General features: G+C 34.6%; 15 protein-coding genes. 14 read left to right on the top strand and 1 reads right to left on the bottom strand.

The genetic code is table 11. The features are described 5' to 3' along the window. From ACT8VG_RS01025 to ACT8VG_RS00960, 14 genes are all read left to right on the top strand, one after another. A partial coding sequence (locus tag ACT8VG_RS01025; RefSeq protein ID WP_444195031.1) for a phospholipase D-like domain-containing protein occupies nt 1–1,136 on the top strand: 1,136 nt, incomplete at its 5' end. A 68-nt stretch (nt 1,137–1,204) separates the two neighbouring features. Then, nucleotides 1,205–2,866, top strand: a complete 1,662-nt coding sequence (gene argS / locus ACT8VG_RS01020; RefSeq protein WP_187011688.1) for an arginine--tRNA ligase — start codon at nt 1,205–1,207, stop codon at nt 2,864–2,866. Nucleotides 2,867–2,875: 9 nt separating this feature from the next. Next, nucleotides 2,876–3,214: a DNA-directed RNA polymerase subunit delta gene (gene rpoE / locus ACT8VG_RS01015; RefSeq protein ID WP_187011689.1), complete on the top strand. Its 339-nt coding sequence runs from the start codon at nt 2,876–2,878 to the stop codon at nt 3,212–3,214. Between the two features lie 200 nt (nt 3,215–3,414). Beyond that, the gene (gene gap, locus ACT8VG_RS01010; RefSeq protein WP_022425943.1) at nt 3,415–4,428 is read left to right on the top strand and encodes a type I glyceraldehyde-3-phosphate dehydrogenase; all 1,014 of its coding nucleotides are present in this window, start codon (nt 3,415–3,417) and stop codon (nt 4,426–4,428) included. Nucleotides 4,429–4,543: 115 nt separating this feature from the next. After that, nucleotides 4,544–5,956 (top strand): S41 family peptidase, encoded by a 1,413-nt coding sequence (locus ACT8VG_RS01005; protein ID WP_444195030.1) that lies wholly within the window; start codon nt 4,544–4,546, stop codon nt 5,954–5,956. A 14-nt stretch (nt 5,957–5,970) separates the two neighbouring features. After that, nucleotides 5,971–7,941 (top strand): excinuclease ABC subunit UvrB, encoded by a 1,971-nt coding sequence (gene uvrB, locus ACT8VG_RS01000; RefSeq protein ID WP_187011692.1) that lies wholly within the window; start codon nt 5,971–5,973, stop codon nt 7,939–7,941. Next, entirely contained in the window at nt 7,931–9,295 is a 1,365-nt protein-coding gene (locus tag ACT8VG_RS00995) for a CCA tRNA nucleotidyltransferase (RefSeq protein ID WP_444195029.1), read from the top strand. Before uvrB ends, ACT8VG_RS00995 begins: the two co-directional genes overlap by 11 nt. Then, complete coding sequence (gene uvrA, locus ACT8VG_RS00990; RefSeq protein WP_187011694.1) at nt 9,270–12,092, top strand: excinuclease ABC subunit UvrA; 2,823 nt, start codon at nt 9,270–9,272, stop codon at nt 12,090–12,092. The genes ACT8VG_RS00995 and uvrA overlap by 26 nt, the downstream gene beginning before the upstream one ends. Before the next feature lie 11 nt (nt 12,093–12,103). Then, on the top strand, nt 12,104–13,039 hold the full coding sequence (gene hprK, locus ACT8VG_RS00985) for an HPr(Ser) kinase/phosphatase (protein ID WP_117458104.1): 936 nt from the start codon (nt 12,104–12,106) through the stop codon (nt 13,037–13,039). A 3-nt stretch (nt 13,040–13,042) separates the two neighbouring features. Next, complete coding sequence (lgt, locus tag ACT8VG_RS00980; protein WP_187011695.1) at nt 13,043–13,837, top strand: prolipoprotein diacylglyceryl transferase; 795 nt, start codon at nt 13,043–13,045, stop codon at nt 13,835–13,837. A gap of 298 nt (nt 13,838–14,135) precedes the next feature. After that, nucleotides 14,136–15,185: a GTP pyrophosphokinase gene (locus ACT8VG_RS00975; RefSeq protein ID WP_187011696.1), complete on the top strand. Its 1,050-nt coding sequence runs from the start codon at nt 14,136–14,138 to the stop codon at nt 15,183–15,185. 84 nt (nt 15,186–15,269) lie between these two features. Beyond that, nucleotides 15,270–16,070: an SDR family NAD(P)-dependent oxidoreductase gene (locus ACT8VG_RS00970; protein WP_022425935.1), complete on the top strand. Its 801-nt coding sequence runs from the start codon at nt 15,270–15,272 to the stop codon at nt 16,068–16,070. Between the two features lie 41 nt (nt 16,071–16,111). Beyond that, a complete protein-coding gene (locus tag ACT8VG_RS00965; RefSeq protein WP_444195028.1) occupies nt 16,112–16,819 on the top strand; it encodes an EFR1 family ferrodoxin in 708 nt (235 codons plus the stop codon). Further along, complete coding sequence (locus tag ACT8VG_RS00960) at nt 16,816–17,055, top strand: purine biosynthesis protein PurH (protein ID WP_117458100.1); 240 nt, start codon at nt 16,816–16,818, stop codon at nt 17,053–17,055. The genes ACT8VG_RS00965 and ACT8VG_RS00960 overlap by 4 nt, the downstream gene beginning before the upstream one ends. Nucleotides 17,056–17,113: 58 nt before the next feature. Here the strand turns inward: ACT8VG_RS00960 and ACT8VG_RS00955 are convergent, their stop codons facing one another. Then, nucleotides 17,114–18,223, bottom strand: coding sequence for a 5-methyltetrahydropteroyltriglutamate--homocysteine S-methyltransferase (locus ACT8VG_RS00955; protein WP_444195027.1), 1,110 nt, complete (start codon nt 18,221–18,223; stop codon nt 17,114–17,116). Nucleotides 18,224–18,308: the final 85 nt, after the last annotated feature.

The raw sequence follows: 18,308 nt of genomic DNA, 5'->3' as shown, positions 1-18,308 counted from the left end.
ATTATCTCAATATACAATCATTTACTATATATAATCATACAGAATGTAAGTACTATTCATTAAGTGATTATAACTACCAGGATATGATTAAAGATCTTTTACATGCAAAACACTTTATCTTTATGGAATACTTTATTGTTTCTAAAGGACTGATGTTTGATACTATTATTGGAATATTAAAACAGAAGGTTAAAGAAGGTGTTGATGTACGCTTTATCTTTGATGATTTTGGTTCCTTTACAACTGTACCTCTTCACTTTGCGAAGAAATTAGAAGAGTCAGGCATTAAAACAGTGATGTTTAACCGTTTTATTCCTGTCTTCTCTTTAAGCCAGAATCATAGAGACCATCGTAAGATCTGTGTGATTGATGGTTATATTGGTTATTCTGGAGGTTTTAACTTAGCAGATGAGTATATCAACTGTAAGATGCGTTTTGGACATTGGAAGGATACAGGGATTCGTTTAGAAGGGGAAGCGGTATGGTCTTTGACATCTATGTTTCTTTCTACATTCTATGCTTATCATAAGGAATATCATGGAGAAGATATAGAACAATTTAAACCCCATACCTACCATCCTGAACCATTTAAGAATACAGGTTATGTATTACCTTATGGAGATGATCCACTCGATGATGAAGGGGTAGGAGAATCTGTTTATTTAAATATGATTACACATGCTTCTAGAAGTATTGATATTATGACACCTTATTTTATTATTGATGATGTCATGTTGAAGGCATTGTGCTTGGCTTCTAAGAATGGTGTTAAGATCAGATTATATGTCCCTCATGTACCAGATAAGAAGATTGTCTTTAGAGTGACACGTTCTTATTATTATGATCTCATTCGTGCTGGTATTGAGGTGTATGAATATTTACCAGGCTTCTTACATGCGAAAGTCATGTTAGTAGATGGTAAAGCAGCCACAGTAGGAACAATCAACTTTGATTATCGTTCTTTATACTTACACTTTGAATGTAATGTCTTATTATATGAAGCAGAATGTTTATCTGCAATCAAGAGAGATTTTAGAGAAATGATTGAGATTTGTGCACCTGTAAAAATAGATGACAGCCGTCATTTTAAAGGACTCGTAGAAGGATTATTGAGATTATTCTCTCCACTTCTATAAAATTCTTGACAGTCCAACATTTTGTGATACATTATTTAGAGTATGAAATAAAAAAGGAGGAATACAAGATGGCTGAAAATAAGCTTGAAAACTCACTAAAAATCGCCATTGGTCAGTCTGTTAATAAGTGCTTTGAAGCAGTAGATATCACCCCTGAAAATATCATGATTGAGATTCCTAAGGATTCTACTCATGGTGATTATTCTACTAACATTGCAATGCAGCTGACAAGAACACTCCATAAGAATCCTCGTGAAATTGCGACAGCCATTGTTGATTCACTTGATCAGGAAGCAGCACATGTAGAAAAAGTAGAAATTGCTGGTCCTGGTTTTATTAACTTCTTTATGAAAAATGATGCGCTTACTTCAGTAATTACTGAAGTACTTTCAGAAAAGGATAATTATGGACAGACTCACTTCGGTGAAGGAAAGAAATATAACGTAGAATTCGTTTCTGCCAACCCTACAGGAGACTTACACTTAGGTCATGCAAAGGGTGCTGCAGTAGGTGATTCTATCTGTCGTATCATGACTAAAGCAGGTTATGATGTAACTAGAGAATATTATATTAATGATGCAGGTAAACAGATCACTAACCTTGCATTATCTCTATACAGCCGTTATCTTGCATTATTTGATATCGAACGCCCAATTCCAGAAGATGGATATATGGGACAGGATGTCATTGATATTGCGAAGAGTATCAAGGAAAAAGAAGGAGATGCTTTAACTCAGTTAACTGAAGAAGAAGCCATTGCTTATTTCCGTAAGGTTGGTACTGAACATGAATTACAGAAGATCAAAGATATCTTAAAGGAATTCCGTGTATCATTTGATGTATGGTTCTCTGAAACTTCTTTATATGAAGGTAATAAGATTGAACCTGCAATTAATAAGTTAAAAGAAAAAGGCTATACATATGAACAGGATGGAGCCTTATGGTTTAGAACAACTGATTTTGGTGATGATAAGGACCGTGTTCTTATTAAAACTGATGGAAGCTATACATACTTCACACCAGATATTGCATATCACTTAAGTAAGTTGAATAGAGGCTATGATTACTTAGTTGACTTACTTGGTGCTGACCACCATGGTTATATCAACCGTATGAAAGCAGCTATTCAGGCTTTAGGTTATAATGCGGATCAGTTGAATATCGATATCTTACAGATGGTAAGAATGGTTGAAAACGGTGAAGTTGTTAAGATGAGTAAACGTACTGGTAACGCTGTTACTATTCGTGACTTAATTGATGATATTGGTGTAGATGCAACTCGTTATTTCTTTGTGGCAAAAGCAGCAAACACACCATTTGATTTTGACTTAGGACTTGCAAAATCACAGTCAAATGAAAACCCTGTATACTATGCACAGTATGCACATGCAAGAATGTGTTCAATCATGAGATCAGCAGCAGAAAAGAACATTGAACCTGCAGATCACTTTGAATTGATTAATAACCCAAAAGAAATTGAATTATTAAAACACATTAATGAATTCAAAAACACAATCAATGATGCAGCTCGTACAAGAGCCCCTCATAAGATTGCAAATTATATTCAGAAATTAGCACAGTTATTCCATTCATTCTATGGTGACTGTCACGTAATTGATGAAGAAAACAAAGAATTATCTTCTCAACGTTTAGCACTTGTAGAAGCAACACGCATTACACTTGCTAACGCATTAAACTTAATTGGTGTCCATGCACCAGAAAAGATGTAGGAGGCTACTATGGATTACAGACAAGAGTCAATGGTAAATATCGCATTCGAAATTCTTACTAAATCAGCAGGAGCAATGAGTTTCTATGATATTTGGAAAGAAGTTGCTGAAAAGAAAGAATTCGATGAAGAACAGAAAGATGATAACGAATCATTATTCTATACAAATATGATCTTAGATGGTCGTATGATCACTATTGGTGAAAACAAATGGGATCTTAGAACAAGACACAGATTCGAAGAAGTACATATCGATATGAATGATATCTACAATGAAGATGAATCAGAAGAAAGCGCTGAAGAAGAAGACGAAGGCTTAGTTGAAGATAACTATGGTGAAGAAGAATAAGGAGAAATCCTTATTCTTTTTTTCTATAAATTAATATAGTTTTTACATGATTATGCTTTATTTTTGTGTTTTATTCTAAACATTAAAAAAAGTTTTGATGAAAGGGTTTACCTTTACATAAATCCTTGTGAAATAGTTGATTTTAGTTAAGTGCTGGATTATAATACAAATAGAAATTATTTAAGGAGGAATGTCATATTATGGCAGTAAAAGTTGCAATTAACGGATTTGGCCGTATCGGTCGTTTAGCATTCAGACAGATGTTTGATGCAGAAGGTTATGAAGTAGTAGCTATCAACGATTTAACTTCACCTAAAATGTTAGCTTACTTATTAAAGTATGATTCTTCACAGGGTAAATATGCTCATGCTGATACAGTAGAAGCAGGAGAAGATTACATCACAGTTAACGGTAAGAAGATCACTATCTATAAAGAACCAGATGCTTCTAAATTACCTTGGGGTGAATTAGACGTAGACGTAGTACTTGAATGTACTGGTTTCTACACTTCAAAAGCAAAAGCTGAAGCTCATGTAGCTGCAGGTGCTAAGAAGGTTGTTATTTCAGCTCCAGCTGGAAGCGATCTTAAGACTATCGTATTCAACGTAAACAACGAAACATTAACAACAGAAGATAAGGTTATCTCTGCAGCTTCTTGTACTACAAACTGCTTAGCTCCAATGGCTAATGCATTAAACAAGTTAGCAGAAATCCAGGGTGGTATCATGTTAACAGTTCATGGTTACACTGGTGACCAGATGCTTCTTGATGGACCACAGAGAAAAGGTAACTTAAGAAGATCTAGAGCTGCTGCAGTTAACATCGTACCAACATCTACAGGTGCTGCAAAAGCTATCGGTTTAGTTATCCCAGAATTAAATGGTAAATTAATCGGTTCTGCAGTTCGTGTACCAGTTCCAACTGGATCAACTACAGTTTTAACAGCTGTTGTTAAGGGTACTGTTACTGTTGATGAAGTTAACGCTGCTATGAAGGCTGCTGCAACTGATTCATTCGGTTACAATGAAGACGAAATCGTATCTTCTGACATCGTTGGAATGACTTACGGTTCATTATTTGACGCAACTCAGACTATGGTTAACGCTTTACCTGATGGAAATAGTGAAGTTCAGGTTGTATCTTGGTACGACAATGAAAACTCATTCACTTCTAACATGGTTAAGACAATCAAGTATTTCTCAGAATTAGCTTAATCAGATCTGAATTAAATAATGGAAGATCCCTATTATAGGGATCTTTTCTTTTTGGTCAAGTTTCTACTCAAAACAGTCATGTTATGATAAAATAATGAAACGAGGTGACTTGAACATGGAATTCAATAAAAGAAAGAAAAACTTATTAATCAAATATATAGTCATAGGTGTATTATGTTTAGCTCTTGGATTTGGGAGTGGTTATTTAGTCTTTCATAATAGTGATGCAAGTGCTGAAGATAAGACAAATATGACAGTAGTAGATGAAGTATTAGAACTTCTTAATAATAATTGGCTGGATACATCTGATTCTAAAACATCTATTCAAGATCGTATGATTGCAGGATTGGTAGATGGTTTAGGTGATTCACATTCTTCTTATATGTCTACACAAGAGAATAAAGAATTTAATAGTGATATTAATGGTAATTACAGTGGTATTGGTGTTTATTTCTCACCTGTACATAGCGGTGCTTTATTAACCGGTATTATTGAAGGAAGCAGTGCAGAAAATGCAGGTCTTAAAGCAGGAGATATCATTACTGATGCTGATAATAAATCACTTTCTGGTATGACTAGTACTGAAATGCAGGAATATATTAAAGGAAATGAAGGGACAGAAGTCTCTTTAAAAGTAAAAAGATTTCAACAGACTTTAAATGTAAAAGCAGTACGTAAGAATTTCAGTTCCGATGTGACTTATTATGTAGGTACTACAAATAATAAAACATATGGTTATGTGAATATTTCTACTTTTGGTGATACAACTGCTCAGCATGTAGAAAAAGCTTTAAAAGAATTTAAGAAACAGAATGTCTCAGATATTATTCTAGATTTAAGAGGTAATGGTGGAGGTTATATTACTGCTGCAAGAGATCTTCTTTCTTTATTTAATGAGAAGGGAGAGACACTCTTTACTGTTAAGAATAAGAAGGGTCAGACTGAAACATATAAGGATAATAGTAAGACACATTATGCATTTTCTAATGGTTATATTTTAATGAATAGTGGTACTGCAAGTGCATCTGAATTATGTGCAGGTACATTTAAAGAAATACAGGGATATAAACTTATTGGGCAGCAGTCTTATGGGAAAGGGACTATCCAGGCACAGACGAACTTATCTGATGGTTCTGTATTGAAATACACTTATGCAAAGTGGTATACACCTAAGGGTGTGAATATTAATAAGAAGGGATGGACTCCAGATGTCACTGTAGAGGATCAATCTCTCTTATCAGCTTATTTTACTTATTATAGTGATAAGTTTTATGTGGATAATGTGAATAATTCTATTATTGTGATGGAAAGATTATTAGATGTGTTAGGTTATAATCCAGGTCGTACAGATGGTTATTTCTCACAAGGAGTGAGTGATGCATTAAAACGTTTTGAACAGGATCATGGATTAACTGTAGATGGCGTATTAGAATATAGTGATCAGGAATGCATGGTTTCTGTACTTGCAGAAAGATTAAGTCATAAGGAATATGATAATAGTTTACAGAAGGTACTTACTTTAATATAGAAAGAGGGGATTTTATGTCTTACAAGCTTGTATCAAAATTTAAACCAATGGGTGACCAGCCCGAGGCTATTAAAGAATTAGTAGAAGGTATTCATCAAGGTAAAAAGACACAGGTATTATTAGGTGGTACAGGAACTGGTAAGACATTTACTTTTGCGAATGTCATTGCACAGGTGAATAAACCTACTCTTGTACTATCACATAATAAAACTCTTGCAGGACAGTTATATAGTGAATTAAAGGAATTCTTTCCAGAAAATCGTGTAGAATACTTTATTTCAAACTTCGATTTCTACCAGCCAGAAGCCTATATACCCAAGAGTGATACATATATTGATAAAGAATCACAGACAAATGAAGAAATAGAGATGTTAAGAGCTGCTGCGATGAACTCTTTATTAGAAAGAAAAGATACAATTGTCGTAGCCTCTGTGGCAGCTATTTATGGGTTAGGTAATCCACAGAGTTATCAGGAAATGATCTTCTCCTTACGTGTAGGACAAGAAATAGATCGACGTGAATTACTTACATTCTTAGTCGATAGACAATATACAAGAAATGATATGGATCAGGTCAAAGGTACTTTTAGAGTACGTGGTGATGTGATTGAAATAGTACCAGGTCATACTGAATCTTATATTATACGTATTGAATTATTTGGTGATGAAGTAGATCGTATTACAGAAGTAGATCCTCTGACTGGTCATGTTCAAGCATCTTATAATACTTATACAATTTATCCGGCTGAAGAATATATTACAAGTCGTGAAAAGATGCTTCATGCCTGTGATACGATAGAAGAAGAATTAAAAGATCGTCTACAATATTATCAAGATGCCGCAAAACCTCTTGAATATGAAAGAATAGATAACCGTACAAGACATGATATTGAAATGTTGAGAGAAGTGGGTATCTGTCCAGGTATTGAAAACTATTCACGTCATATTGATGGGAGAAAACCAGGAGAAAGACCTTATTGTTTAATAGATTATTTCCCTGATGATTTCTTACTTATTGTCGATGAATCTCATGTTATGCTTCCACAGATCAGAGGTATGTTTAACGGAGATAGAAGCCGTAAAGAAACATTGGTAGAATATGGCTTTCGTTTACCAAGTGCTTTAGATAACAGACCACTTCGTTTTGAAGAGTTTGAAAAGCTTATTCCCCAGGCAATATTTGTATCTGCCACACCGGGTGATTATGAATTAGAAGGTGTCCATGGTGAATATGTTGAACAGATTATTCGTCCAACAGGATTATTAGATCCTATTATTGAAGTGCGTCCTATTGAAGATCAGATTGATGATATTATTAGTGAAATACAGTTACGTATAGAAAGAAATGAACGTGTACTTATTACGACTCTTACAAAGAGAATGGCTGAAGATTTAACTGATTATCTTAAGGAATTTGGTTTAAAGGTCGCTTATCTTCATTCAGAAACAAAGACATTAGAACGTACAGAAATATTAAGAGATTTACGTTTAGGTAAATATGATGTTTTAATTGGTATCAACTTATTAAGAGAAGGTTTAGACCTTCCAGAAGTCTCTCTTGTATGTATTTTAGATGCAGATAAGGAAGGGTTCTTAAGAAGTGAACGTTCATTGATTCAGACAATTGGTCGTGCTGCAAGAAATGCGGACGGTCATGTAATCATGTATGCAGACCGTATTACTGATTCAATGCAGCGTGCCATTGATGAAACAAGTCGTCGTAGAGAAATACAGGAAGCTTATAATAAAGCCCATGGTATTATACCTACGACTATCAAGAAAGAAATTAGAGAAGCAATCCATGGACAGGAAGTCATTGATGAAGCACAGAAGCTTGTCAAGAAAGGCCGTAAGGCACCTAAGAAGGATAAGAAGGTTCTTCTTGAGGAATTAGAAAGACAGATGAAGGAAGCAGCTAAGGTGCTTGACTTTGAACGAGCTATGGAATTACGCGATATGATAGAGGAGATTAAAGATGGAAAGTAAGTTTAATCTCACACCTCTCGCATTAGATATTTTTGAGGCAATTAAACAGGCAGGAGGACATGTCTATTTAGTAGGAGGGTGTGTACGAGATTTTCTATTAAAAAGAAGATCTAAAGATATTGATGTAGAAGTACATCACCTCTCTTTTGAGGCTTTAAAGGAAGTATTATCTCCCTTTGGGACAGTGCAGGTGATGGGTGCATCCTTTGCGGTTGTACATCTTTCTACATTAGAAGGTTATGAATTTGCCTTACCTAGAATAGAAGAGAAGACAGGAATGAAGCATCAGGATTTTAATATTATTGTGGATCCTGATCTTCCTTTAGAAAAAGCCTGTGCTAGAAGAGATTTCACTATTAATAGTATGTTATATGATGTAGAAACAGAGAAAGTGATTGATTTCTATTCAGGACAGGAAGATTTAAAGAATGGTATTTTACGTGCTACAAATAAAGATCATTTTTCAGAAGATCCATTACGTGTATTAAGAGGTGCTTCTTTTATGTCACGCTATGGCTTTAAGATGGATGGAGACACAAAGAATCTCTGTCAATCTATTGTAGAAGAAGGTGGATTAGAGACTTTAAGTATCGAACGTATTTATACAGAATATTGTAAGATATTGATGGGATTATATCCTTCACAGGGATTTAATTTCTTAAGAGATATTCATGGTTTACCATTCTACTTAGAAGATTTAGTCACAACACATCAAAGAACTGACTATCATCCAGAAGGTAGTGTATGGAATCATACAATGTTGGTGACTGACTTAGCAGCTTTATGTAAGCATCATACAAGTGAACCGTTATGGTTTATGTGGAGTGCTTTATTACATGATATAGGTAAACCACTAGTGACAACACCAGAAGGACATGCTTATGGTCATGCAGAAGAAGGTGCAGCTCTCTTTAATGAGAAGGTTGATTTAATTCTTTCTCATAAACAGAAGAAATATATTTATACTATGATTCAATATCATATGGTATTACCTACATTTTCTCGTAATCATGCAAGAAAAATCAAATTCTTACGCTTCTTAAAAGCGATTGATCAGAAGGCTCCTTTAAAAGATCTTCTTTATCTTGCAAGATGTGATAAGTTAGGTAGAGGTATGGTCACAAGTGCTTCTATTAATGAGTTAAATGAATATATAGAGGAAATGATCTCTATTTGTGGGGATCATGCTCCTGCAGCTATTGTGACAGGTAAAGATTTAATTAATGAAGGTTTTGAGAATCATCAGGATTATTCTAAAATCCTTTCTCTTGCCTATGATTACCAATTACAAGGTTTAAATAAAGAAGTGATTATAAGGAGGTTGAAGAATGAAACAGGATGTCATTGCGGTTAGAGGTGCACGTGTCAATAACCTTAAGAATGTGAATATAGATATTCCTAAGAATCAATTAGTCATTATGACTGGTTTATCAGGAAGTGGTAAAACATCTCTTGCGTTTGATACAATCTATGCAGAAGGTCAGAGACGTTATGTAGAATCATTAAACTCATATGCAAGACAGTTCTTAGGTGGAATGGAAAAACCGGATGTAGATTCAATAGAAGGGTTATCACCCGCTATTGCGATTGATCAGAAAACAACATCTAATAATCCTCGTTCTACTGTTGGTACAGTGACTGAGATTTATGATTATCTACGTTTATTATATGCACGTGTAGGACATGCTTATTGTCCTCATCATGGTATTAAGATAGAAGCCCAGACATTAAAACAGATGGGTGATATTGTGGATACATATGATGATGGAGATAAACTTCAGATACTTGCACGTATGGCAATGAACCAAAAGGGAACACATAAAGATCTCTTTGATAAATTAAGAAAAGAAGGGTATGTCAGAGTTAAGGTAGATGGAAGCACGTATACTCTTGATGAAGACATTACTCTAGAAAAAAATAAAAAACATACTATCGATGTTATTGTTGATCGTATCAAGAAAAAAGAAGGATATCGTACACGTTTGATAGAATCTTTAGAAACGGCTTTAAAACTTACAGAGGGTGAAGCTATTGTAGAGAATTTGACTCAGGGTACAGAAAAGCTTTTCTCTTCTAACTATGCCTGTCCTATTTGTGGTTTCTCTGTTCCTAAACTAGAACCACGTCTATTCTCATTTAATAATCCCTTAGGTGCCTGTCCTGATTGTAAAGGTTTAGGTATTAAGGAAGAAGTTGATTTAGATTTATTAGTACCAGATTGGAACTTAAGTATTAATGAAGGTGGTATTCGTTATTTTAAGACAGCAGTTGGTACTGATCGTATTGAATGGCAGAGATTCTTAAAACTATGTGAATATTATCATATTGACTTAGATAAACCTTTAAAGGACTTTGATGAAGAAGAAAGAGATATTATCTTTACTGGTTCACATGATCCTATTACTTATACAATTGTTTCTTCTTCTGGCAATGTTTCTCGTACAACAAACTATATTGAAGGTGTTGTTACACTTATACAAAGACGTTATGAAGAAACATCTTCTAAATGGTCTAAAGAATGGTATGCCTCATTTATGGCTGAACATACCTGTCCTACATGCCACGGTGCAAGACTGAATGAAATGGTCTTAAGTGTACAGGTGGGTGGTTTAAATATCATTGAATTTACGAATCTTTCTATTGAGAAAGCTTTAGAGTTTGTAGAAAACTTAAAGTTATCAGAAATGGAAGAAAAGATTGCGCATTTGATCTTAAAAGAAATTCATGATCGTTTGACATTCTTAAATGAAGTAGGACTTGGATATTTAACACTTTCTAGACGCGCTGGAGGATTATCCGGTGGTGAAGCACAGCGTATTCGTCTAGCTACTCAGATTGGTTCACGCTTAACAGGTGTTTTATATGTATTAGATGAACCGTCTATTGGTCTTCATCAAAGAGACAATGAGAAACTTATTCATACACTACAGGAAATGCGTGATTTAGGAAATAGTGTTCTTGTCGTAGAACATGATGAAGATACAATGCGTGAATCTGATTATATTATTGATATTGGACCTGGTGCTGGTATTCATGGTGGACAGGTAGTTGCCTATGGCACACCTGAAGAAGTCGCTGCCAATGAAAACTCTATTACAGGTGATTATTTATCTGGTAGAAAGAAGATTGAGGTTCCTAAAACAAGACATAAAGGCAATGGTCTTTATTTAGAAGTACGTGGGGCTAAGGAACATAACTTAAAGAATATTAATGTGAAGTTTCCATTAGGTAAGTTTATTGCGGTTACAGGTGTGTCTGGTTCAGGTAAATCTACTTTAGTGAATGATATTCTATGTAAAGCATTACGTGCAAAGATTTACCGTTCACGTGAATTGCCAGGTAAACATAAAGAAATACGTGGTATAGAGAATATTGATAAGGTAATTGAAGTGTCACAGGAACCAATTGGTCGTACACCACGTTCTAATCCAGTCACTTATACAGGTGTCTTTGATGATATTCGTGATTTATTTGCGAAGACTCCAGAAGCTAAAATACGTGGATATGATAAGGGACGTTTCTCATTTAATGTGAAAGGTGGACGTTGTGAAGCATGTCAGGGAGATGGTGTTAAACGTATCTCTATGAACTTCTTGCCAGATGTTTATGTACCTTGTGAAGAATGTCATGGACATCGTTATAATGAGGAGACATTACAGGTCACTTATAAGGATAAGAACATCTATGATGTATTAGAAATGACTGTAGAAGAATCACTTACTTTCTTTGAAAATCTTCCTCGTATTCATACTAAACTACAAGCATTATATGATGTAGGACTTGGCTATATTAAACTAGGACAAAGTGCGACAACACTTTCTGGTGGTGAAGCCCAAAGAGTAAAACTTGCATCAGAATTACAAAAGCGTTCAACTGGAAAAACATTATATATTCTTGATGAACCTACAACAGGATTACACAGTGATGATGTGAATAGACTCATTGGCGTATTACAGAAGATTGTGGATAATGGTGATACAGTATTAGTGATTGAACACAATCTAGATGTCATTAAGGTTGCAGATCACATCATCGATTTAGGATTGGAAGGCGGCGACAATGGTGGTACAATAGTCGTAGAAGGCACCCCTGAAAAGGTCGCAAAGTGTGAAAAGAGCCATACAGGACGCTTTCTTAAGAACCTATTGTAAGGAGGTATTTTATGGGAAAGTCCGTAAAACTAAAAGACTTGATGAATAATCCAGCCTATAAACGTGTATCTGGAGATGAAGAATCTTTAGAAAGAGAAGTATTTGTCGCAGAAATAAATCGTCCTGGTTTTGAACTTGCCGGCTTCTTTAAACATAGTGATTTTAGAAGAATTATTCTATTAGGTGATAAAGAAAATATATTTATTAAGGAAATGACTAAGGAAAGTCAATTGGCTTGTTTTTCTAAGTTAGTGAATGATGAAACACCTTGTATCATTATCGCAAAGGGTTATGAAGCACCAGAAATACTTAGAAATATTGCTTGTAAGAGAAACTTCCCAATCTTTGAAACAGAGATGGCAACAGGAAGAGTTTCTATTAACTTAATGGGTAAATTAGATGAATTATTAGCACCTGAAACACAGATTCATGGTGTATTCTTAAATATTTATGGTAAAGGTGTTATTATCAAAGGGGATAGTGGTATTGGTAAATCCGAAATCGCACTTGAACTTATTAAGAGAGGACATCAGTTGATTGCGGATGATGCAGTAGAACTCTACCATATTGGGCAGTCTATTATTGGGAAAGCACCAACAGTTTTAAAGAATCTATTAGAAATCCGTGGTATTGGTGTTATTGATGCTTCTAAGATGTTTGGAGCTGCGAGTGTTCTTCCAAAAGAAAAGGTAGACCTTATTATTCAGTTAGAAAGATGGTTACCATCTCGTGAATATAGACGTATCGGAGTAGAAGAAGATGATGTTACTGAAGATATTCTTTCAGTTCCTATTCCTAAGATCGTTGTACCAGTAACTGGTGGACGTTCTATGTCAGTTATTATTGAAGCGGCTGTCATGAATATGCAGCTTAAGGATTCTGGATTTGATTCAAGTAAAGAATTTGTGAATAGAATCCTTGAAAACATTAAAAGTAAGCAGGTGTAAGTTATGCAATTCTTTCCAGAATATAATATATTTCTTAAAATCGGTGGTCTGCAGATTCATATGTATGCAGTATGTATCATTATTGGTGCATTCATCGCCTACATGCTAGGTCAGTATAATTTTAAGAAATTAGGCTATAGTTCTGAAATTTTATCAGATTACTTCTTTGGAGTACTCATGACAGGAATTGTCGGTGCCCGTATCTGGTATGTCATCTTCATGTGGAAAGAACTCTATATGTCTCATCCTGAAGAAATTATTGCGATATGGCATGGTGGGCTTGCGATACAAGGTGGAATCATAGCAGCACTCATCTATAGCTATTACTTCTTTAAAAAGAAGGATATTCCTTTCTTGGTGGCAGGTGATGCGATTATGCCAGGTGTACTCATTGCGCAGGCATGTGGTCGCTGGGGAAACTTCTTTAACCATGAAGCATTTGGTTCAGCTGTTTCATTAAAATTCCTCAAACTATTACATCTTCCTCAATTTATTATTAATAATATGTATATTGAGGGGGCTTATCATCATCCTACATTCCTTTATGAATCAGTAGGAAACTTGATTGTCTTTCTTGTGATTATTCTTGTAGTTAAGAAGAAAGCACAATGTACAGGTGAACAGTTCTTCTCTTACTTTATCGGTTATGGTATTGTGAGATTCTTTGTGGAAGGATTACGTACTGACTCACTTATGTTAGGTCCTATCCGTATGGCCCAACTTACATCTATAGTATTTATTGTTGTGGGTGTTGCTGGTATATATTACTTAAGAAACTATCAAAAGCGAAAGAACTAAAGTGAAAAGTTAATAGGACAATTGTGGTCAAAAACGTCGGTATAGGATTTTGATATCCAGTTCTGGCGTTTTTTTGATTTAATAGAGTGTTGTGAGTGCAGCATGTTTCAGTGTATTACATAAAAATGTGCATTTGCACAAAAAATAGGAATGAATATTGGACGATTATATACAGGCAGAAAAAATTAACTAATGAATATGTGTAAGACTAACCATTAAAAGCGAAAGAATTAATCTTTCGCTTTTTCTTCATATTAAGTTAATGTATCATATATATGATAGTTAAGAGGTGTAAAAGATGGATAAAAGAATCGAAAATCATATCATCCAGCAATATTATGACAATCAGAGTCTTTATCGTTCATTAAAACATGATATTACAGATATTATTGAAAATATCATTACAAAGAATAATATAAAGATTTCTAATTTTGCGATACGTATTAAAACAGAAGATGCATTAAGACGTAAGATCTGTTTAAAACATAAGTACAAGGATGTTAATGATATTACAGATATCGTTGCATGCCGTATTATTACATTGTTTGAATCAGATATTGATGTCATATATAAACTAATTAAACAGAATTTTGATATTGTGGAATACAATGATAAGAGAAAGAAGAACTATGATGACCGTATTGATTTCGGTTATAACTCTCTTCATTTATTAGTAAAATATAATGAAGCAAGACTGAATATGATTGAATACTCAGATTATCGTCATATTGTCTTTGAAATACAGATTAGAACTATTCTCCAGCATTCTTGGGCTGAAGTAGAACATGGTCTAGGTTATAAGTCACAATATGAAATTCCTAAGGATATTCGTAGAAGACTCACAAGACTGAGTGCAACTCTAGAAATTCTAGATGAAGAATTTGTGAATATAAGAGATGATATAGAAGAATACAATAGGGGTATTGATCATATAGAGAAGGTGTTAAAGACAGACTTGAACTATAACTCTCTCATGACTTATTATCATGATTCTCCTATTATGAGTGAATTAACACAGATTATCTGTGAACAGTTCAATGTATCAATCAAAGAAGAGCCTTATATTATATCTGAATTAAGAGTTGTAAAAAGATTCCATAATCTAGGCTATATGTATGTTCATGAACTCGATGAATTTATTATAGAAAATAGAGATAACATCGTAAACTTTGCGCAGTCAAAGCTCCGTTTCCTAGAAAAGAATAAGTATTTCAACCCTTATGATATCTTTGTCTGGGTATCACTGATCATGTTGTTGAATCAGGGTGTGGATGATCCTGAAAATATCATCAGTAATGAAATGTTCAGCATTCCAAGCAAGAATGAAGTAGACAAAGGAATTAATTAATATATATCATATTTCACACATTTATAATTAATTCATGTATAATTATATTAACGCTTTTAAATTAAAAGAAAGAAGGTAAATAATATGGGCTTTTTAGAAGGTAAGACTGTCATTGTGACTGGTGGTGGACGTGCAGTACTTGAAGATGGAACATGTGGTTCAATTGGTTATGGTATCGTAACAGCATTTGCGAAAGAAGGCGCAAATATTGTCATCACTGGACGTAACCTAAAGAAACTAGAAGATGCAAAAGAAGAAATTGAAAGACTTTATAATGTAGAAGTTCTTCCAGTACAGGCTGATGTGAATGCAGGTGCTGATAATGAAGCAGTAGTAAAAGCAGTTGTTGAAAAGGCAATTGAAAAGTTTGGTCATATTGATGCATTAGTCAATAATGCGCAGGCAAGTGCATCTGGTGTATCTCTTGCAGAACATACTACGGAACAGTTTGATTTAGCTATGTATTCAGGATTATATGCAGCATTCTATTATATGAAAGCATGTTATCCATACTTAAAAGAAACAAAAGGTTCAGTTATCAACTTCGCATCTGGTGCTGGATTATTCGGAAACAAAGGTCAGTGCTCTTATGCAGCTGCAAAAGAAGGTATCCGTGGTTTAACACGTGTTGCTGCAACTGAATGGGCTGCAGATGGTATCAACGTAAACGTTGTATGCCCACTTGCTTGGACTGCACAGCTTGAAAAGTTTGAAAAAGCTTATCCAGAAGCTTTCAAGGCCAATGTTCATACACCACCTATGGGACATTTTGGTGACAATGAAAAAGAAATCGGACGTGTTGTTGTACAATTAACTTCTCCAGACTTCAAATATATGACTGGTGAAACAATCACTCTTGAAGGTGGATTAGGAATGAGACCATAAGGAAACGCAATGCGTTTCCTTTTTTCAAAGGAGCAAATACAATGATTTATTATTTTAGTGGAACAGGAAATAGTCACTATGTGGCAGAAGTACTTTCAAAGTCCTTACAGGATACAATGCAATCTATTGAATCAGCTCAAGGTATTAAACAGGATGAAATGATTGGTATAGTCACACCTGTTTATTTCTTTGGATTACCTGATATTGTGAAGGATTTCTTAGAAAGATTGTCTGTCTCTTCCAAATCATATTTGTATTTTGTAGTCACTTATGGTGGTAAACCAGGTAATATTGGGAAAGAGGCCAACAAGATCATGCAGAAAAAGGGGACAGGTTTTTATGCCATGTATGGTGTGAAAATGGTGGATACATATATTCCTATGTATGATGCATCTAAAAATGAAAAGATAGAATCTCAAATAGATCCTCAAATAGAGGAAATCATTATACAGATCAAGGAAAGAAGAATAGGGGACTACTTGAAAGGAACAGTCCCAGTTTTTATTAATAAGGCCTGTTCGTTTCAATATAAACAGGTAAGAAAAACATATAACCTCACTATTGATGAATCTTGTATTCATTGTGGCTTATGTGTGAAAGAATGCCCTGAACAGGCGATAGAAATGAAAGATCATGTGACATTCAAGAAAGAACAGTGTATGATGTGTTTAAGATGTTTACATCATTGTCCTGTGAATGCAATTAGATTTAAAAATAAGGACAAAGGACAATACAGGGGGTTACTATGATCAAAGAAGATATTTTAATCAAGAATACAACAAGAGAACAGAGAGAACAAATTGTGAATGATGCATTAGGTATAGTAGATGGTTTATGTGATGGATGTTCACAGGGAATCATTTCTATGTATGATGCATATATTGATGGTTTAAAGGAATTAGATGAAATCAACAGAGAATTCAATGCCCACTACGAAGTAGATGATAAACGTGGTGGCAACAGAGGCGGCTGTTCAATGATATAAGAAGTAAGAGTGATCTTACTTCTTTTTATGTATGAAAAAAGAACTTCTTTCGAAGTTCTTATCCCCATACCTCTTCCGCAATTTCTTTGACTAATTTTAATTTAGCCCACTGCTGTTCTTCAGTGAGTTTATTACCGATTGCACAAGAAGCGAATCCACATTGTGGACTTAAATAGAGTCTATCTAGTGGAATAAACTTAGCAGCCTCATGAATTCTCTTAATCACTGTTTCTTTATCTTCTAATTCAGGTGTCTTAGTTGTAATCAACCCTAATACAACCTTTTTATCTTCTGATACTTTTGCGAGAGGTGCAAATCCTCCAGATCTTTCATCATCATATTCTAGATATAAAGCATCCACATTTTCTTTCGCAAATACATAATCAGCTACAGAATTATAAGGACCTTTCGCAAAGAATGTAGAATGGTAATTACCACGACAGATATGTGATGTAATCACCATATCTTCTGGTTTATTTTCTAATGCAAGGTTATTGACTGCAAGTAATTCAGCCTTTACTTCTTCCAAATCAAGTCCTAAAGATTCATATCTCTGTTTTGCGGCATCTCCTACAATCGCACCCCAAGTACAGTCATCTAACTGTAGATTGCGACATCCTGCATCATAGAACTGTTTAATGACGTCCTGATAAGCCACACCAATATCATGAATGAGTTCTTCATTTGTGGCATAAAACTTTCTTGTAGTTTCAAAGTTAGCAGGTACAATCATCTGCTGGAATGTCTGTGCAGGGGCTGGAATAGTATACTTAGCCACTGTGCTTTCATCTTCAAACTGTTTTAAAAACTTAAAGTATTCCACAAAAGGATGTGCTTTTGCCTTAATTTTACCTACAAGATAAGTATCATCCAATACTGCAAGTTCACCATTAAATCTTACACCATTACCAGTATTCTTATGTTCAACACCTTCAAATCCCCACATGAAATCTAAATGCCAGAATGTTCTTCTGAATTCTCCATCAGTAATTACATGGTATCCTAATTCTTTTTGTTTCTTAACTACTTTTACAACTTCTTCATCTACAATGTGATCATAATCTTCCTGAGATAACTGTCCGTTATCCAATGCTTCCTTAGCATCCTTAAGAGCCTGTGGTCTTAAAAAACTTCCTACAAAATCATATCTAAAAGTTACATTTCCCATTTCTTATTCCTCCTTGGTTAGTGATTGTATTATAACAACTACCTTGACCATTGAGAAATACATATAATATACAGTTATATATAGT

Source organism: Catenibacterium sp., assembly GCF_052354645.1.
GTDB lineage: Bacteria > Bacillota_I > Bacilli_A > Erysipelotrichales > Coprobacillaceae > Catenibacterium > Catenibacterium mitsuoka_A.
Note: the sequence above shows the minus strand (reverse complement) of the source record. Positions and strands in the feature narration are given on the sequence as shown.